We start from the raw sequence: 19,412 nt of genomic DNA, 5'->3' as shown, positions 1-19,412 counted from the left end.
CGTCGCCCCATTCGCGGGATTGAATGTCCCATTAGGATGAGGGCAGGGTCCCGCCGCCCCGACGACCCGTCCGCCCGCCACTGTCAGCTGGCGGCACACAGCCGCATCCGTGGAAAGCAATGTTTTCCCGCTGGGATCGGTGACCTGGAAATAATACGTGCCGTCGCTCAGACCCGAGGCACTTTGGTTCTGAGAGCCGCCGCTAAGGTAGACGTCCGTGGCAAGACCATAGTTGGTGTTCGCGTTGACGATGGTACCCGTCTTGTCGGTGGTGTAAATCGCCCCCGCATAGGCGGTGTCAATTGAGAGCGTAATGAAGATCACACTCGCCGCCATTGCAGCTATACGAAATATTCGATTCATTTTGACTCCTCCTTGTTAACTGATAAGGAAAAAAAGGGGACGCTCCCCTTAACATCAAGAAAGTGGGGCAAGTCGAGACAGCCGATGAGAGTAAAGCCACAACAGGAGGGGTTAATCAGCGTGACTGCTAGACGTGCCCAAGACACACGACAATACTGCAGGATGAATGGTTGATGCTGTGACAAAGCCATCTTTCTTCCCTCTATTCCTCACTATAAAAGCCAGTCACCTTCCCTAAGGCTATCCGTAAAATACACAATAACGGCTCTCGTTTTTAATGATGCATCACTCGCGCCAATCCTCGCCGAATAAGATATAATTTGTTATAAAACAAAATGTTATGTAATATCATGGCGCGTTAACAGGAGATGACGAGTGTAATTTTTTTCGACAAAATATGATGGATTTTGATCAATTATTAATTAATTTCGAGGGTGGTCACCGTGGCGTCGATAGTGACAAGAGTAGTTGATTAAACTTTTATGCTGTTGATTTATAGAGTTATCCTGTATGCGCAAGAAGGCGGGTCAGACAGCGGCAGGGCGCAGATGTAGGTGATGTAAAATTATCCGACAGAAAATATTCTATGGTTGCCGGACGATATCATTTTTGATTAGTTTCGAGGGTGATTGCCACAGCGTTGACAGTAAATAGAGTGGTTGATACCACTACTATGTTATTGACTTATTGAATCTTTCAATATGCGCGAGGAAGCTGGGCCGACAGCGGCAGGCGCAGGTTTGGGCGGTGTAAAATTATCCGACAGGAAATTTGCCATAGTTACCGGATGACATCCACTTCAAGCATATGCTGTGATGATTGGGCATGGGAACTATTCATTGCGGACCCCCAGGCGACGTAGCAAGAGAGTCAAGGGCGTCTTTTATATTCTATATCGCTATTTCTCATCTACTTACCCATCGCCATGCTGTATCAAAGTCAAATATCAGCAGGGGGCAATGCAGAACGTTGTTACAACCGCATCAAATCACCCGTTCACTCCCCCCATCCACCGGCACCTGCGCGGCCGTGGTCTTGGCGAACAACGGCCCGCACATTTCGGCGGCGAGTTCGGCGACGTCGCGGCTGGTGACTTCTACGCCCAGCACGTTGTTGCGTTTATATTCTTCAACACTCAAGCCGTAGTGCCTGGCGCGGGCTTGCAACACTTCGACGGTCCAGATACCAGTGTCGAATACGGCATTGGGATGCAGGGAGTTGATGCGAATACCGTCTTTACCCCATTCCAGGGCAGCAACCCGCGCAAGCTGATTCAAGGCCGCCTTCGAGGCGGAATAGGCAGCGGCGCCGGGGCCAGGCGCGGGGACGTTTTTCGAACCGATAATCACCACCCTCCCCCCTTTGGGCGCATGCTTGAGCAGTGGATGGGTTTCGCGCATCAGTACCAGGTTGGCATCCAGGTTGATGCTCATTACTTTGCGCCATTCCTCCGTAGGTAAAGCATCAATTCTGCGTCCCGGCGGGAAGATGCCGGCGTTGAGAATCAGCATATCCAGGCCGCCAAAGGCACGAACACCGGTTTCCAGGGCGCTGGCAATCTCTGCCTCATCGGTGACATCGCAGACCATGCCGAGAAAGTCGGGACACTTATATAGCTGCGTGATGGCCGGATTGACATCCATCCCAATCACCGCCGCGCCGCGTGCCAGCAGGGCATCCACACAGGCCTTGCCAATACCGGACGCCGCGCCGGTGACCAGCGCAATCTCGCCGGTAAACAGCGGTGGCTTGCCGCTCTTGCGCAGCTTGGCCTGCTCAAGATCCCAGTATTCCATGTCGAAGATGTCCTTGGCGGGCAGCGCTTGCCAACCACCCAATGCCGTTGCGCGCAGAATGACCTCAATGGTGTGCTGGTAGATGTCCTTGACGATGGCGGCATCCTTGGCGGTGCGCCCCACTGCGCACAGTCCCAGCTCGGGATCGAGTATGACCCTGGGCGCGGGATCAAGCATGGTCTTGGGTTCTTTCGCGGTCGGCGCGTATTCGTCAAAATAAGCCTTATAGGCGGCGGCGTAGGCATCGACATCCCGCCCCAAACAGGGCAGGCGCTTGGTGCGGATCACGTGATCCGGCGTGGCCGGACCTTGCTGTGAGATCACCGCAACATCGTCGCGGCGCGCAAAGGCCAGGCTGCGTGGATCCGAATCGGTGGCAAGTATCACAGGAAATCCTGCCACGGCAGAAATATCGCGGCGCAAGTTCGCAATCTCCAGACGTTGCGGTTTGTTGGAGATTCCAACGATAGGCGCTGGCAGATTCCAGGCGCGACGCCGCACCAGATACTGCTCGGCACGCGTCACAAGGCTAATCATGCGTTCATAGGCAATCTTCGCAGTCGACCCGAAGGTAAATATCCCGTGATTCATGAGAATCATGCCCAAGGTATCTTTATGAGCCTGCTCGGCGAATGCCTGCGCGCACAAGCGGGCAAGATCGAAGCCGGGCATGATATAGGGAACGATCACAACTGAATTGCCATAGATCCTTTTGACGCGATTCAGACCAGCCACCGTGTTAGTCAAGGTCACAATGGCGTCGGCATGGGTATGGTCGACGTACTTATACGGCAAGGTGGCGTGCAGGATAGTCTCGACCGACGGCGTGGGCGCGGAAGCGCGCGTCATGTGCGTCACCAACTCGTTCACCATCTGCGGATCAGAGAGCGTATCGAGTTTGGCCAATGCCAGCATATGATCCAAACGCACCGGTGAAAAACCGGCAGCCTCGATAGTCTCCAGATCCCAGCCGCTGCCCTTCACATAAAGCAGGGTTTCATCTTCACCGAGGATATTTTTTTCAGTGATCTTCACCGAAGTATTGCCGCCGCCGTGCAGCACCAGCGTGGTATCGCGCCCCAACAGACGCGAGGTATATACGCGCAGGCCGAGATCTCCAACATACTCGCTGGCTTCCTGGTCATTCCACAGACTGTTCATTACGTCCCCTATACTCTCTACATATATTCTGGTAAGGCGTTATTGTACGTGAAACTCACCCTTACCGTCGTCATGTCCGCGAAGAGAAATAGCCCATTCTATAGCATGCCCATGGAAACTCTCCTTTAACCTAGAAACGGCAGTTGGACGGGGAGGAGTGTGCGGTTTTCGGGGTGCAGGGCATACCCGTGAAGGGCACAATGAGGCGCAACGACGCGGAATGGTTGTTCCACCGTGAAGGTGGCAATGCCATTCCAAGGAGTTGCAACGCTGCCATGCGCACTGAAAATCGTGCAATCTACCCCGTAGCGGACCTCACCAAACAGGTGAACCCGCAGGGTATGACAAAGCCTCAAAAACATATTGCTAGCCGTACAGGGAAGCGGTCAACTGCCGTTTTTAGGTTTAACGGCGAATTAATTCAGCGGTGGTATACAAACAGTTGTGTCCATTGCAGTAAAACACCACGTCCGTTTTTTTTCCGGGCTGAGCATAGAATGCGCCAGGAATAGATAGAAGATTGGCTATCGGATTTATCTCCAGAACATCCTCCTCTTTTATCAAGGCGGTTTTTACATCTGGAGACGTTTTAGAAAGCGGGTTCGCAGCAATGTGTGCCGGGAACGACGTGAGCATTGATATCTGCTCATCAGCAAGACTAAGCGGACTGTTAAATACCATAACGAGCGCCAATGCGCTCCAAGAGGTGTATTTCATTGTTTTTCTCCTTGAAACTGGTTTTACGCTTAAATTCTGGTGGGCCAACGGGCAAGCCAGATAGTTTGTTTAGCGTCCCGGAAAGGCCGGGCTTTAGACACCCGTTAAGACAGACAGGCCGTTGCATGGGAACGGATTCTGGTTTAACCTTCTCCACATATTCCAGATGACCGCGCCCGTAGACTCTTAGGCAGACTCTTATAAAGCCACCGGCAAACCCTGCGTTTTTCAGTTGCACCATAGGAACCTGCCAGCAACCCAACCGTGAAAACCGAAATTCGCAATCCTCCATCCCTCTTTTCCGGCCAGCCCCTTGCCGACCGCATGCGGCCCACGCGGCTGGAGGACTTTTCCGGCCAGACGCACCTGCTCGGGCCGGGCAAGCCGCTACGGCTGGCGATTGAAACTGACCGGCTCCATTCCATGGTGTTTTGGGGTCCGCCGGGCACCGGTAAGACCACACTGGCGCGGCTCATCGCACAGCACGCCCAGGCCCAATTTATCAGTGTCTCCGCCGTACTGGCGGGAGTGAAGGAGATCCGTGCCGCCGTGGACAAGGCGCAGCAGGCGCGCGCCGAGCACGATCAAGGCACGGTGTTGTTCGTGGACGAAGTGCATCGCTTCAACAAGGCGCAGCAGGACGCGTTTCTCCCCTACGTTGAGGACGGCACGTTCATCTTCATCGGTGCCACCACCGAAAATCCCTCGTTCGAACTCAATAACGCATTGCTGTCGCGTGCGCGTGTCTATGTGCTCAAAAGCCTGCAACCCGTGGATATCCGCCATATCATTGACCGTGCCTTGGCAGACATGGAGCGTGGCTTGGGCGCCCGTCCACTCGACATCCCCGGTGATCTGCGCAACCGGATGGCGGAGACGGCCGATGGTGATGCGCGCCGCGCCCTGAATTTTCTGGAAATGGTGACAGACCTCGCCCAGCCACAAAATGGGCGCGAGGTGGTGACGGAAGAGCTGCTCGACGAAGTGTTATCGGGCGGCGTGCGCCGGTTTGATAAAGGCGGCGAATATTTTTATGATCAGATATCGGCCCTGCACAAATCAGTGCGCGGCTCCGCACCTGATGCGGCGCTGTACTGGCTGGCGCGGATGCTCGATGGCGGCTGCGATCCGCTGTATCTGGCGCGGCGCATCGCGCGCATCGCCAGCGAGGACATCGGCAATGCCGACCCGCGCGCCCTGCAACTGGCACTGAATGCCTGGGACGTACAGGAACGGCTCGGCAGCCCCGAAGGCGAGCTGGCGCTGGGTCAGGCGGTGGTTTATCTGGCCTGTGCGCCCAAAAGCAACGCCGTGTATAAGGCATTCAACGCCGCAATGGATGATGCACGTAAACTTGGCACACTAGAGGTACCGTTACACCTGCGAAACGCCCCGACCCGGCTTATGAAAGGTATGGGCTATGGTGGCGGCTACCGCTACGCGCATGACGAGGGGCAAGGTTACGCGGCGGGCGAGAAATACTTTCCTGAGGAAATGGGCGAAAAAAGATATTATCATCCCGTGGCACGCGGCCTGGAGATCAAAATCGCGGAAAAACTGTCTCACTTGAGGAAGCTGGATAAAGACAGCGGAAAGTAGGATTTCGAATCCAGGCACCCTTCAGAGGATCAATGAAATGAAACAGCTACAACTCAAACATATTGCCCTGGGCATGATATTGACACTCGCGTTAGGCGGCTGCGCCTCCGCCTTCAGAACCAGTGGTGGCGTCGTCATGTTAGCGGGAGCCAAGCCCGCCACCCCGGCACCCGTCGAAACAGTCCAGATATTCATTACACCACCCACGCAATCCTACAAGAGGATTGCATTGATCAGCTCAAGCGTTCCCGTGTCCGGCAATTACGGTATTGCACAGGCCGAAGCCGCGGCCCTGGAAGAATTAAAAAAACAGGCTGCCAGCGCCGGCGCCGATGGTGTCATTGACATCACACGCGAAGTGTTGGCGGGAGATACCCTAATCTCCTCATCGGGCTGGGGCGGCACAGTCTTCACCGGCGCGCCCGTCACAGAAGCCCAACTGCAAGCACTACGGCTACGCCCGAATCAACAGACAACATCCATTAGCAGTTATTACACCATCAACTTTCGTGCTCAGGCGATACAGCTTGAGGACAAAAAATAGCAAATTGTACTCAATCAGTTACACCGTATAAAAAAACAGAAAATTTGAACCAGATTTTCCTGATCGCCGCAGGCGGTGCCGTGGGTTCCGTGCTGCGCTTTTTGATGTCCACCGGCGTGCATGGCATCCTTGGGCGCGCCTTTCCGTATGGAACGCTGGCAGTCAATGTGGTGGGGTCCTTCATCATGGGGCTGCTTTACGTCCTGTTGATTGACAGATTCAATATGAGCGGGGAATGGCGTGCAGCATTGCTGGTGGGATTGCTCGGTGGCTTCACCACCTTCTCCAGCTTTTCCATTGAAACAGTTAATTTGCTTGAGGCAGGTGAAACAGTAAAAGCGCTGCTGAATATTCTGCTAAGTGTCGGCGTGTGCATCACCGTCACATGGCTGGGCATCATTATCGGGAGGCAGGTATGAAAACTATCGAAGTCGTCATGGTTCGCGTATACCTCATGGAACATGAAAGCCACTTGAACACCCTGCTCAAGCGCTTGCACGACTGGGGCAAGGTCCGTGGCGTAACCGTATTTCGCGGCATCGCCGGTTACGGAGAGTCGGGGACATACACATCTGCCTTGGTGGATATGTCGCTGAATTTACCGCTGGTCGTCGAATTTTTCGAGGAGCCTGAAAAGGCTGCGGAGATACTGGACTACTTGAATGATGTTATCAAGCCGGGCCACGTTGTGAGCTGGCCCGCAAAATTGAGCGTAAAGGAAGAATAATGCTGGACCCAAAATTATTGCGCAGCGAACTGGAAGAAACCGCTCGCCAACTGGCACGGCGCGGTATGGCGCTGGATACCCAAAAAATTGCCACCCTGGAGAGCAAGCGCAAGGAATTGCAGGTGCTCACGCAAAACCTGCAAAACGAACGCAACACCAGCGCCAAGGCCATAGGCAAGGCCAAGGCAACGGGCGAGGATACCGCGCCGCTGCTAGCCGCAGTGGCAGATCTGGGGGACAGGCTCAAAGAAGCCGAAGCGCAGCTTGAACAGGTTCAGCAAGAATTCAATGCGATTTTACTAGGCATTCCGAATATTCCCCACGCCAGCGTGCCCAACGGCCGCGACGAAAACGAGAATGTGGAAGTACGCCGCTGGGGCACCCCATCACACTTTGATTTCGAACCAAAAGACCACGTCGATCTGGGCGCTGCAAACGGCCTGCTGGATTTTGAAACCGCAGCCAAGATCACCGGTGCCCGCTTTTCGGTGATGTATGGTCCCCTGGCGCGCCTGCACCGCGCCCTGATTCAGTTCATGCTCGACCTGCACACCCAGCAACACGGCTATACGGAAACCTATGTACCCTATCTGGTCAACGCCGACAGCCTGCGCGGCACTGGGCAATTGCCCAAGTTCGAGGAAGACTTGTTCAAAATCCCGAGGACAAAATTCGAAATGCAAGAGGGGGCGGCCCAACGAGCATTGGAGGGAAAAATTTATCAAAGGGGGTCGTTTACACCGAAAGAGGAAAACTGGTACCTCATCCCCACCGCTGAAGTGCCTGTCACCAACATTGTGCGCGATGTCATCATCGAGGCAGACTACATGCCTCGCAAGTACGTGTGTCACACGCCCTGTTTCCGCAGCGAGGCCGGCTCCTACGGCAAGGACACGCGCGGCATGATCCGCCAGCATCAATTCGAAAAGGTGGAATTGGTGCAGATCGTGCGCCCCGAAGACTCCTGCGCGGCGCATGAACAGCTCACCACTCACGCCGAAACGGTACTGCAAAAACTCGGCCTGCCCTACCGCGTCATGGTGCTATGCACAGGCGACATGGGCTTTGCCTCCACCAAAACGTATGACCTGGAAGTCTGGTTGCCCGGCCAGGGCAAATACCGCGAGATTTCCTCGTGCAGCAACTTCGGAGACTTCCAGGCGCGCCGCCTCCAGGCCCGCTGGCGCAACCCCGCTACCGGCAAACCCGAACTGGTGCATACACTCAACGGTTCGGGACTGGCGGTGGGCCGCACGCTGGTAGCCATCATGGAGAACTATCAGGACAAGGATGGGCGCATCCGCATTCCTGATGCGCTACAGCCTTACATGGGTGATGTGACGATGATTGGATAACTCGAAAACCCTGTAGGGTGCGCCATGCGCACCTTTCATTTTCATACGGTGCGTGAGACGCACCCTACCCTTGTGCATTGGCAATCATTAAGGTTCTTTAGCGTGGATTTTCTGCCGGTATTTCTCAATATAAAAAATCAGCCATGCCTGGTAGCTGGCGGTGGCGAAATAGCCATGCGCAAGGTTGGCCTGCTGCTGCGCGCCGGAGCGCGGGTAACCGTGGTATCGCCGCTGTTGAATGATGCGCTGACCGAGTTGCGCGTTGCGGGGAAAATCCAGCACCGCGCCGCCCATTTTCAAGAATCTGATTTGGCCGGTACGGCACTGGCTATCGCAGCAACGGATGACATCGCTGTCAATCAACTGATTTCCGAATCAGCCAAACAGCGCGGCATTCCCGTCAATGTGGTCGATCAACCGGAGCTATGCAGCTTCATCCTCCCCTCCATCATCGACCGCTCGCCGGTCATCGCCGCAATCTCCACCGGCGGCGCGTCCCCCGTGCTGGCGCGGCTGTTGCGCGCACGGCTGGAGACGCTGATACCGGCATCGTACGGGCGACTGGCCGAACTGGCGGCACGTTTCCGCGACCCAGTAAAACAGCGCTTTGAAAACACCACACAACGCCGCCGTTTTTGGGAAAAGATTTTCCAAGGCCCGGTTGCCGAAATGGTATACAACGGCCGTGACGATGAGGCCGCCGCCGCCATCCAGACGGCATTGGAAGACGCATCAAACACAGACTCCCTGGAATGCGGTGAAGTCTATCTGGTCGGTGCCGGCCCCGGCGATCCCGACCTGCTTACCTTCCGCGCCCTGCGCCTGATGCAGCAGGCCGATGTCGTACTCTACGACCGTCTGGTGACACCGGAAATATTAGACCTGGTTCGGCGCGAAGCCGAACGTATCTACGTCGGAAAAAAACGCGCCTATCACACCCTGCGACAAGAAGAAATCAATCAGGAATTAGTCCGTCTCGCCAAAGAAGGCAAGCGCGTGCTGCGTTTGAAAGGCGGCGACCCCTTCATCTTCGGGCGCGGTGGCGAAGAGATTGAAACCCTCGCCGAAGAAGGCATCCAATTCCAGATCGTCCCCGGCATCACCGCCGCCTCCGGCTGCGCCAGCTACGCCGGCATTCCCCTCACCCACCGCGATTACGCGCAATCCGTGGTGTTCGTCACTGGACACCTCAAGAATGGTTCGATGGACCTCAACTGGGCGAATCTGGTGCAACCCCAACAGACCGTCGTGATCTACATGGGGCTGGCAGGCCTGGATATTTTATGCAGGGAATTAATCAATCACGGCATGCCCGCAGACAGACCCATCGCCCTGATACAACAAGGCACCACTCCTCGCCAGCGTGTCATCATCGGCACACTGGAAACTCTGCCAGGCATAGTCGCCACGACTGAGGTGCATGCGCCCACCTTGCTGATCGTGGGAGAGGTTGTGATGTTGCGGGATAAATTAGCGTGGTTTGAAACCAGCAAGTCTGAGCGAAAAGCGATGTAACCCGGGTTCCGTTCCCACCCCAACTACGCGCTGGAAATTATCCAACCTTTTCGGAGTGTTGCGAGAAAAGCGAATTTCAATAACACCCTAATTAAACCTAGCAGCCTGTCGGACTTAGGGATCGTAGCGAGCACGAGGCCACCGTAATCACCGTGAAGGTGACAATGAGGTGGCAATGCCTGCCCTTGGGGCAAAAAGTGGGAGAGATCACAGATATTCGTTTTCGATCCCAGCGGCTAGATCTCCCCATAGCGCCGCCCGCAGCAGCTCCAATAGCGACAACGCGCCCGGAAGTCCGCAAGCTGTTGTTGTGATAAAGAATTCATGTTAACCCTCCTCTTCTATCGATCCTTGGCCTTGCCGTTCTTCCCCGGTACTTCGCACCTCCTCCAGGGACTCTGACCATTCTTTGGTTTCCATATCTGTTTCCTCATACCCCAAATCATCCCGCTCAACATCATCCACGGGTCCGGTCCAATCTTCTGGGGCCTCGATCAATTCCACATCCATGTCATACCACGTGTCCAAATCCAGCGCCTCTACGTCTCCATCGAAATGCTGAATATCGACAACACGGTCAATCTCGCCCACAACAATCACTTGGAATTCTTGACCTTTATCCAAATGCCGGTACCAGTTTCCTACTATCGGATCGATCTCATTCGGCATTGATTTCCCCCTTGAACAATTCCCTTGTTTTCCGCGCAGGTTCACTATAATCACAAAATTGATTCAGAAGAAAGCTGATTAAACAGTTTGTTTGATATAAATCAAACAAGGCGCTGATACTTGCCTTTCGTGGGGCTGCTTTGTCATAATTATCCTGAAAATTCCGCCAGGGAAGGGGCAACAAATAAACCACTTTCTGGCTGAGCCTCGTATGCACAACAATAAACACCTGATTTTATCCCCCCATTACGCAGCAACAACCCGTAAATCAGGGCAATCCGCCTTCACATTGATTGAGTTGCTGACCACTCTCGCCATTACCGGGATTATCGCCATCTCCGCCGCGCCTTCGCTGCAAAACCTGCTCATGGACAATCGTATGGTGGCGCGGGTGAATGATTTAATGGCGCATCTCAACCTGGCGCGTAGCGAGGCGATTCACCGAGGAGCGCGGGTGGTGCTCTGTCCCAGCGCCGATCAACAGAATTGCGCCAAGCACTCCGCCTGGCATGAAGGATGGATCGTCTTCGTCGATGACAACTCAGACAGGAAACACGGGAACAAGGAGATGGTATTGCGCCTGCAAAGCGCCGTGAATGATAGTTTCACGATAAAATCGGGGAGCCACCAGCCTGTTGTTTTTCAGCCGCAGGGCAGTTCGGGCGGCACGAACGACACGTTTACTTTTTGCGATGCGCGCGGTCCATTGAAAGCCCGCGCGATTGTGTTATCCAACTCAGGTCGTCCGCGCATTGCGCACAATAAAAGTGATGGCAAGCCCTTAACCTGCATTTAGGCCTGCTTTTGCCCTAAAGGGCACGAGTGCGGTTCTACATTCAAAAAATCCAGTAGGTGTTCCTTGTTTTTCATGGCGTCGTCATAACCAAGCGCAATTAATTCACGGCAATAACTTTTATCGAACAACAAATAGCTAACAAGATTGGAACCATTACGATTAAAGGCGCCAATACCGCGCAACAGGTAGCGTACCGGGCGCGGCAGGCGGTGCGCGTGGCGTTCGGCAATCTTCGCCAGATCCTCACTGGGCGAGACGGCCATAACCTCAACGGGACGCAATGAGACACCACCCTCGCTCAAATACTCTGCCGGAATAACCTTGAGCGTTTGATTGACACGCTGCAGGCGCTCCATATCAACCTCCAGACTGTCAAGAAAGATGCTGTTCAAGACATGGCCTGCTATCTGTGCCAGTGAAGGATAATCACGCGACTTAACACGCGGCGGCTGCTCTTCGGACTCCTGACGCACACCGATCACCAGCACACGATCCGCCCCAAGGTGCAATGCCGGACTGAGGGGGGCGACTTGGCGCATTGAGCCATCACCGAAATACTCCCTATTGATCTTCACTGCTGAAAAAATGAAGGGTATCGCCGAGGATGCCATCAAATGCTCAACAGTAATCTCAGCCGCACATCCCACGCGCCGCGCCCGTTGCCAAGGAATCAATGACGCAGCACCCTGGAAAAAATTTACGGATTGCCCAGATGTATATCCAGACGCAGCCACGCTGAAGGCATGAAGCGCACCGGCATCTATAGATTCCTGAATTTTTTCACAGGGCAGATAGCGGTTCAGTAGATGCGTCAAGGGTGCGCGATCAAGCAGAGAACGTGGATTACGCTTGCCCAACCCACCGGACAACAAGGCCGCCAACCAATGACCGCCACTCGCCATGATACCCAGGGCATCGGCACGGTATACATGATGCACTTGAAAGTTATGCCAGATCATCGTCAGCCGCCGAACACCTTCCTGAAAGTGCGTCGCATAAATGGCCAGCGCCGCGCCATTAATTGCGCCCGCCGAGGTGCCGCAAATGATAGGAAAGGGATTTTTGGCATCATCGGGCAATAACTCGGCAATCGCCTTGAGCACCCCCACCTGATAAGCCGCGCGCGCACCGCCGCCGGACATGATCAGAGCCACTTTCGGCGTGGTAGGAGATGAGGACTTTACTGGTGCATTAGCCATATCTTATATATCGGATGACGAAGGGTTTTTTCCATGGTTTATTTCAAAAACTTCCTCACCGCCCACTTGCGCAGCTCCTCCAGTATCAGCATACCCAGCGCAAACGGGAGGACAAACAGCCACACCTCAGCGGAAATGGGTGCAGTGCCGAACAGCAAGTTGCCCCACGGGCTATAGTCAATAAAGAGAATCAATGTGATCTCCGCAGCAATGCCCAACAACATCAGTTTGTTGCTGAAAAACCCACGGGAAATCACTGAGTCCCTGTCGCTCCTGCACAGAAAGACATTAACCACCTGCATGACGATAATCGCACTCAGACATGCCGTGGTGGCCTGGAGATAGAGAGGATCATCGTGCGGCAACATCTGTCCGTACTGCCATCCCGCGCCGTGCAGGACATAGAAAAATGCGGCCATCGCCGCTACCGCCTCCATGCCCCCCAAAAACAGGTAGGCACGCAACATCAGCGAGCCGCTTAACAGGCGTTCCCCGCGCGGGCGCGGCGGGCGCTGCATGATGCGGGGATCAGGTTTTTCCGTGCCCAGCCCCAGCGCGGGCAGCATGTCCGTGCCCAGGTCCACGGCAAGGATCTGGATGATGGTCAGAGGCAGCGGGATCTTGAATAGGACAAATGCCAGATAGGGAATGAGTTCCGGAATATTGGAGGTCAGAATATAAGTGAGAAATTTTCGGATGTTATCAAACACAGCCCGTCCCTCCTCGATAGCGGCGACGATGCTGGCGAAGTTATCATCCATCAGCACCATGTCGGCGGCTTCCCGTGCGACATCAGTGCCGGCTATCCCCATGGCGATGCCGATGTCGGCCTTTTTCAACGCCGGGGCGTCGTTCACCCCGTCGCCCGTCACCGCCACGATCTCGTTTTTGCGCTTCAAGGCACTGACAATGCGCATCTTCTGGTCGGCGGCAACGCGAGCGAAGATGATCTCTGGGGCGTCTAACGCCAGCTGGAGCTGGGTATTGGATAGCCGCCGCAGGTGATCGCCGGTAATGACGACAGGGCTGTTCGACTGGACCAGGCCGATCTCCCGGGCAATAGCGCTGGCAGTATGGGGGTGATCGCCGGTGACCATAATTACTTTGATGCCCGCCTCCTTGCACTTCTGTATGGCGGCGGGCACCTCGGGCCGGGGCGGGTCTTCCAGCCCCACCAGCCCTGCCAGGATCAGATTCTGCTCCAGATGATCTTTGTCATACCCTTCGCAGACAGGCCGGTGAGCGAAGGCCAGCACCCGCAGCCCCTGCTCCGCCATGGCCTCCTGGGCTTGCAAAAATTGCGCGCTCACTTCGGCGGTAAGCGGCTGGGCGGTCTCCCCGATCTGTACCTGCCGGCATAACGGCAGCACCATCTCCAGCGCCCCTTTGGTATAGAGGATCAAGCCATCGGAACCCCGATGAAGCGTGGACATGCGCTTGCGCCCCGCGTCAAAGGGGATCTCATCAATGCGCGGGACGACCAGCCCTTCCGGCATAACTTGTTTTGCCATCTGCACCAAGGCCACCTCCATGGGGTCACCCAGCCACTCTTCGCCTCCCGCCTTTCCGGTCTCTTTCAGGTTATGGCACAGCAACGCCCCCTCGAAAAAGGGGCGGTGGGTCTCTTTCAGGTCAGACAGCCGCTCCATCGCAGCATTGTCATAAAACTGGCCAGACAAGAAGAGCCGCTTCACCGTCATGCGGTTCTGGGTGAGCGTGCCTGTCTTGTCGGTGCAGATCACCGTCGCCGAACCCAGCGTCTCGACCGCAGGCAGGTGCCGGATAAGGACATTACGTTTGGCCATGCGCTGTGAGCCCATCGCCAGGGCCAGGGTAACGGTGGGCAGCAGTCCCTCGGGGACATTCGCCACTATGATGCCGATGGCGAAGATAAAATTTTCCCAGAAAGACAGTCCCAACGCCTGGCCGATGAAGAAGAACACCACCCCCAGCCCCGACGCCAACAGCGCCACCAGCCGGCTGAGCTGGATGATTTCCTTTTGCAGAGGGGACAACATCTCGCCCGTGGTCTGGGTCAGATGAGCGATCTTGCCAAATTCGGTGTGCATGGCGGTGGCGAAGACCAGGGCGCGGGCCTCGCCGGAAACCAGCGATGTACCTGCAAGCAGAATATTCTTGCCGCGGATCAACTCTTCTTCGCTGCTAGGATTCACATCCCTGGCCTGGGGCAGTGACTCGCCGGTAACAGTGGCATTGTTCACCCGCACCCCAAATGCCTCGATCAGGCGGCAGTCGGCGGGGATATCGTCCCCCTCCTCCAGCAGGATCACATCACCCGGCACCACGTCTTGCGCAGGAATCACCCGTACCTTGCCCTCCCGCAGCACCTTCACCTGATGGGGCAGCAGCCTTTCCAGCGCAGCTATGGCCTTCTCCGCCCGGTATTCCTGCCAGAAGGAGAACAGGCCATTGAGCAGGATCACACCCAGAATGGCGAAACCCAGCATACCCATGCCCTTCCCAGGTTCGCTGAATTCCGCAACAAAGGCCAGACCCGCCGCCACCCACAGGATCAGGGCAAAAAAATGGACAAATCCCTTCAGAAAGCGCAACACCAGCGATTCGCGCCGTAGCTGCTCCACGCGGTTAGGACCAAACTCCGCCAGCCTACGCCGCACCTCGCTTTCAGCCAGCCCCTCCGGACCACTGCGCAGACTATGGAGTGCTTCGTCAACAGTGAGGTGGTGAATTTTCATTAATCAATGCAACTCGTACCAAGCCGAGAACCCATTTAATATCACTAAACAGACATAAATTACCACCTATCGAAGCAATCGCATTTCATAATCAGACAAATTCACATCGAAGTAACAATCGCGTGATAATAAGAGTGGTTGGAACGCATAATAACCGCAGGTAATATCGCAATGACCCGTGCAGACAAGGCAAAACCTCCGCATCACAATCGACCTGACAAAACGCGCGGGAAGCTAAAAGCGCTGATCGACGAGTTAAGTACTCTGCGCGAAGACATGACCAGATTGGAATCTGCCTTCTTTGCGGAGCCACGTGACATTCACCCCGATCACGTCGCGAGCGCACGAAATCTCGTACATTATCTTGCGCTGCGCCGCCATGATATCCGCGACCTGCAAAAGAAGCTGGCGCGCTTCGGCCTATCGTCGCTGGGGCGTGCCGAATCGCACGCGATGGCCGCCATCGACACCCTCCTCACGGTGCTTCGCCGATTGCTGGACCCCACCTCACCCCTGGATTTTGACGAATGTCAGCCCGGCGGCCCTGCTATTGGTGAGCTTTTGTTAAATACACACACCGACACACTGCTTGGCGCACCCCCGAAGAGTAGGAAGGTGCGCATCATGGTCACCCTGCCAAGCGACGCCGCAGACGACTACTCGATGGTACTGGGATGGCTGAAAAACGGCGTGGACTGCGCACGCATCAATTGCGCACATGACGATGCGATCACATGGAAACGGATGATCTCAAAAATACGCAAAGCCGAACGTGAATCGGGAAAACAATGCCATATCCTGATGGACCTTGCCGGCCCTAAGCTACGCACCGGAGCGATCGAGGCTGGTCCCCAATTCATAAAATGGCATCCCCCGCGCGACAGTCTGGGCCGCGTAACGAGCCCAGTACGCATCGGCCTGATCCCCTCGGACTCGGAGGCAACACATAGCCAATTTACTTGGGCTGATGCAATGTTACCCGTCCCCCAGGATTGGCTGGAACACCTTCAGGAAGGGGATATCGTAGAATTCACTGACGCGCGCGGCAAAAAGAGGCTGCTCAATATCATCAAGAACGGAACGGACTCCTGCTGCGCAGAATGCGAAAAAACTGCCTACGTTCTAGCCGGGACCACGCTTACTCTCCGGCGCCTGGCGGAAAAAGGTCATAAATCCCGTCTATCCGCCAAGTGTATTGTTGGGGAATTGCCCCACACAGACGCCTACATCACCCTAATAAAAGATGACCAGCTTACCCTGACAAAATCCTCAACCCCTGGACGCCCTGCCCAGCATGACGACAAAGATAGGTTGATAAAACCGGCCATGATTCCCTGCACGCTGCCAGAAATATTCTCTGATGTACGGCAGGGCGAACGAATCTGGTTTGACGATGGAAAGATCGGGGGCGTGATCAAATCAGTCACCGCAGAGCAGATAGAAGTCACCATCACCCACGCCCGGGAAAACGGCGATAAATTGCGTGCTGGAAAAGGCATTAATTTTCCTGACAGCAAATTGAAGCTACCGGCACTCTCCGCCGCAGATGTCGAAGACTTGCGGTTCGTCGTGAGACACGCGGATCTGGTGGGATTATCGTTCACGCAGCAGGCCTCCGATGTAGTTGACCTGCAAGAATGGCTACAAAAACTCGATGTACCCCGAATGGGGATCATCTTGAAAATTGAAACCTCCCGTGGCTTCCAGCAGCTGCCGGAAATTCTGCTCGCGGCGATGCGTGCAAGCAGCGCTGGAATCATGATTGCACGCGGCGATCTGGCTGTCGAATACGGCTATGAACGGCTGGCGGAAGTGCAAGAAGAGATGCTTTGGTTATGTGAGGCGGCACATATACCCGTGATCTGGGCAACCCAGGTGCTCGAAAACCTGGCAAAAACCGGCTTGCCTTCACGCGCAGAGATAACGGATGCGGCGCAAGGCGTTCGAGCGGAATGCGTCATGCTCAACAAGGGATCCCACATCCTGGAGGCAATACGTGCGCTTGACGACATTCTCACCCGCATGCAGGCCCATCAAGACAAGAAGACAACCCTGTTACGAAAACTACACTGGTGGTCGCAAATAGGAAAAGAGCAGGGCCAATAAGGCGAACTTGCAATATATTCGATATATCGAATATATTATGACAATGCTTAATGAACAGCTTTTTTTTGAAGCCCTGTCGGATGAAACCCGCCGCCGCCTGCTTTTATTGATTATGAAACAGGATGAGCTGTGTGTATGTGAATTGTTTTTTGCGCTCGACCTGCCGCAACCCAAGATATCGCGCCACCTCGCCGTCATCCGTGAAGCATTAATATTGGCGACGCGCAAGGAAGGGACCTGGGTATTTTACCGCCTGCATCCGCAATTGCCGTTGTGGGCCATCAAGATATTGGAAATGATGGCGCAAGGCATTGAGCATGGAAATATCTATCACCAGGATGAAAAACGCCTGGGATTGATGGAAAACCGCCCATCGAAATGTTGCACATAATATTCGATATAACGAATGTATATTCAGGATAAAAATGAATACACGCAAAACGGTTTTGATTCTCTGCACCGGCAACTCCTGCCGCAGCCAGATGGCCGAGGCCCTGATTGATCATGACCTGGGGCCACATATCCGCGCCCTCTCCGCTGGAACCAACCCAGGCCCCAAGGTGGCGGACGGCGCCATCACTGCGCTACAACAGCTCGATATCGACACCGCCGGGCTGCATCCCAAGACAGTGGACTCCGTGATGGATGAATCCATCGACCTGGTGGTTACGGTATGTGACAACGCCAGGGAAACATGCCCAGTCTTCCCCAAACCCATCAAAAGCATCCACATGCCGTTTCACGACCCCCACGGCGAGCCGCTGGAAAGCTTCATCCGGGTGCGTAATCAAATCCGTGATCAACTGCTGCCGGAAATCAAACGCCGCTTATGCTGATTGCGGCGCTGATTTTCATCGTCACCCTGACGCTGGTTATCTGGCAACCGAAAAAACTCGGCATCGGCTGGAGCGCGTTGGGTGGGGCGCTGGTGGCGTTGCTCAGCGGCGTCATCTCACTTGCAGATGTGCCCATCGTATGGAACATCGTGTGGGACGCCACCTTTACCTTCATCGCCCTGATCCTCATTTCCCTGATACTGGACGCCGCTGGGTTTTTTGAATGGGCGGCGTTGCATGTGGCGCGTTGGGGCAATGGCCGTGGACATTGGCTATTTCTGTTGATCATCCTGCTCGGCGCCACAGTGGCTGCATTGTTCGCCAATGATGGCGGGGTGCTGATACTTACCCCGATCGTCTATGAGATGCTGCGCGCCTTGCGTTTCACTCCCAGAGCCTCGCTGGCGTTCATCATGGCGACCGGGTTTGTGGTGGACACCACCAGCCTGCCGCTGATGATCTCCAACCTGGTCAACATCGTCACCGCCAATTATTTCGATATCTCATTTAGCAGTTATGCGTTGGTCATGTTCCCGGTGAATCTGGTTTCACTGGCAGCTACGATGCTGGTGCTCTGGCTGTTTTTCCGAAAAGATATACCACCGCGTTTCGATGCTTCCGCCCTTGATGACCCTGCACAGGCGATTCGCAATCCATTTGTGTTCAAAACGGGTTGGCTTGTTTTGATACTGTTATTGGTTGGATATTTTTCCTCGCACTCACTGCATTTGCCGGTCTCCGCAGTTGCCGGATCGGCCGCCTTGATCCTGATAATGGCAGCGGGGCGTGAACATTTTCTGAAACAACAACCAAGTGCCGTCATTCCAATATCCACCTTATTGCGCGAGGCGCCTTGGCAGGTGGTGCTATTTTCGCTGGGGATGTATCTGGTGGTGTTTGGCTTGCGCAAACAGGGATTGACCGCCGAACTGAGCCGCACGCTTGAATGGTTGGACGGACAAGGCGTATGGCTTGCCACGCTCGGCTCAGGCTTTCTGTTTGCTGGCTTATCGGCGGTGATGAACAACATGCCGACCGTGCTGATCGGCAGCCTCGCCATCGACGACGCAACGCTCTCACCAGCCGTGCGTGAAGCCATGATTTACGCCAACGTCATCGGCTGCGACCTCGGCCCCAAAATCACCCCCATCGGTAGCCTGGCGACCCTGCTGTGGCTGCACGTATTGGCGCAGCGTGGCATGCACATCGGCTGGGGATATTTTTTTCGCGTCGGCATCGTGCTGATAGTGCCGGTGTTATTCCTCACCCTGCTTGGGCTAACTGCATGGCTGCAATTCTTGCGCTTTTAGGG

At 55.1% G+C, this 19,412-nt stretch carries 16 protein-coding genes; 11 read left to right on the top strand and 5 right to left on the bottom strand.

Annotation, left to right across the window (positions count from 1 at the left end; translation table 11 throughout):
• Nucleotides 1-1,346: 1,346 nt before the first annotated feature.
• Together M3A44_06135 and M3A44_06130 are read right to left on the bottom strand one after the other, a co-directional pair.
• The gene (locus M3A44_06135; GenBank protein ID MEQ6341231.1) at nt 1,347-3,320 is read right to left on the bottom strand and encodes a bifunctional aldolase/short-chain dehydrogenase; all 1,974 of its coding nucleotides are present in this window, start codon (nt 3,318-3,320) and stop codon (nt 1,347-1,349) included.
• Between the two features lie 405 nt (nt 3,321-3,725).
• Entirely contained in the window at nt 3,726-4,037 is a 312-nt protein-coding gene (locus M3A44_06130) for a hypothetical protein (GenBank protein MEQ6341230.1), read from the bottom strand.
• 324 nt (nt 4,038-4,361) lie between these two features.
• Here M3A44_06130 and M3A44_06125 point away from each other — a divergent pair, with 324 nt between their 5' ends.
• The 6 genes from M3A44_06125 to cysG all read left to right on the top strand — a co-directional run bounded on the left by M3A44_06125 (nt 4,362) and on the right by cysG (nt 9,777).
• Nucleotides 4,362-5,636, top strand: coding sequence for a replication-associated recombination protein A (locus M3A44_06125; GenBank protein MEQ6341229.1), 1,275 nt, complete (start codon nt 4,362-4,364; stop codon nt 5,634-5,636).
• Nucleotides 5,637-5,673: 37 nt separating this feature from the next.
• Nucleotides 5,674-6,180: a hypothetical protein gene (locus M3A44_06120; protein ID MEQ6341228.1), complete on the top strand. Its 507-nt coding sequence runs from the start codon at nt 5,674-5,676 to the stop codon at nt 6,178-6,180.
• Nucleotides 6,181-6,224: 44 nt separating this feature from the next.
• Nucleotides 6,225-6,599: a fluoride efflux transporter CrcB gene (crcB, locus tag M3A44_06115; GenBank protein ID MEQ6341227.1), complete on the top strand. Its 375-nt coding sequence runs from the start codon at nt 6,225-6,227 to the stop codon at nt 6,597-6,599.
• Entirely contained in the window at nt 6,596-6,907 is a 312-nt protein-coding gene (locus M3A44_06110; protein ID MEQ6341226.1) for a DUF190 domain-containing protein, read from the top strand. Before crcB ends, M3A44_06110 begins: the two co-directional genes overlap by 4 nt.
• Nucleotides 6,907-8,262, top strand: a complete 1,356-nt coding sequence (gene serS, locus M3A44_06105) for a serine--tRNA ligase (protein MEQ6341225.1) — start codon at nt 6,907-6,909, stop codon at nt 8,260-8,262. Before M3A44_06110 ends, serS begins: the two co-directional genes overlap by 1 nt.
• A gap of 102 nt (nt 8,263-8,364) precedes the next feature.
• Nucleotides 8,365-9,777, top strand: coding sequence for a siroheme synthase CysG (gene cysG / locus M3A44_06100; protein MEQ6341224.1), 1,413 nt, complete (start codon nt 8,365-8,367; stop codon nt 9,775-9,777).
• 327 nt (nt 9,778-10,104) lie between these two features.
• Here cysG and M3A44_06095 read toward each other — a convergent pair whose 3' ends face one another.
• On the bottom strand, nt 10,105-10,446 hold the full coding sequence (locus M3A44_06095) for a hypothetical protein (protein MEQ6341223.1): 342 nt from the start codon (nt 10,444-10,446) through the stop codon (nt 10,105-10,107).
• Nucleotides 10,447-10,657: 211 nt separating this feature from the next.
• Here M3A44_06095 and M3A44_06090 point away from each other — a divergent pair, with 211 nt between their 5' ends.
• Complete coding sequence (locus tag M3A44_06090; protein MEQ6341222.1) at nt 10,658-11,242, top strand: GspH/FimT family pseudopilin; 585 nt, start codon at nt 10,658-10,660, stop codon at nt 11,240-11,242.
• Here the strand turns inward: M3A44_06090 and M3A44_06085 are convergent.
• Both M3A44_06085 and M3A44_06080 read right to left on the bottom strand, forming a co-directional pair.
• Nucleotides 11,239-12,441, bottom strand: a complete 1,203-nt coding sequence (locus M3A44_06085; GenBank protein MEQ6341221.1) for a patatin-like phospholipase family protein — start codon at nt 12,439-12,441, stop codon at nt 11,239-11,241. The two genes, M3A44_06090 and M3A44_06085, sit on opposite strands and share 4 nt — an antisense overlap.
• 38 nt (nt 12,442-12,479) lie before the next feature.
• Nucleotides 12,480-15,158 carry a cation-transporting P-type ATPase gene (locus M3A44_06080; protein MEQ6341220.1) on the bottom strand — a complete coding sequence of 893 codons (2,679 nt, stop codon included), beginning with the start codon at nt 15,156-15,158 and terminating at the stop codon, nt 12,480-12,482.
• A gap of 171 nt (nt 15,159-15,329) precedes the next feature.
• Between M3A44_06080 and M3A44_06075 the strand changes: the two genes are divergently transcribed.
• The 4 genes from M3A44_06075 to M3A44_06060 are packed head-to-tail and all read left to right on the top strand — an operon-like array spanning nt 15,330 to nt 19,410.
• Nucleotides 15,330-17,264 (top strand): pyruvate kinase, encoded by a 1,935-nt coding sequence (locus tag M3A44_06075; protein MEQ6341219.1) that lies wholly within the window; start codon nt 15,330-15,332, stop codon nt 17,262-17,264.
• A 43-nt stretch (nt 17,265-17,307) separates the two neighbouring features.
• Nucleotides 17,308-17,655: a metalloregulator ArsR/SmtB family transcription factor gene (locus M3A44_06070; GenBank protein MEQ6341218.1), complete on the top strand. Its 348-nt coding sequence runs from the start codon at nt 17,308-17,310 to the stop codon at nt 17,653-17,655.
• A 34-nt stretch (nt 17,656-17,689) separates the two neighbouring features.
• Nucleotides 17,690-18,100: an arsenate reductase ArsC gene (locus M3A44_06065; GenBank protein MEQ6341217.1), complete on the top strand. Its 411-nt coding sequence runs from the start codon at nt 17,690-17,692 to the stop codon at nt 18,098-18,100.
• A complete protein-coding gene (locus tag M3A44_06060) occupies nt 18,094-19,410 on the top strand; it encodes an arsenic transporter (protein ID MEQ6341216.1) in 1,317 nt (438 codons plus the stop codon). Before M3A44_06065 ends, M3A44_06060 begins: the two co-directional genes overlap by 7 nt.
• Nucleotides 19,411-19,412: the final 2 nt, after the last annotated feature.

Source organism: Gammaproteobacteria bacterium (assembly GCA_040183005.1).
Lineage (GTDB): Bacteria > Pseudomonadota > Gammaproteobacteria.
Note: the sequence above shows the minus strand (reverse complement) of the source record. Positions and strands in the feature narration are given on the sequence as shown.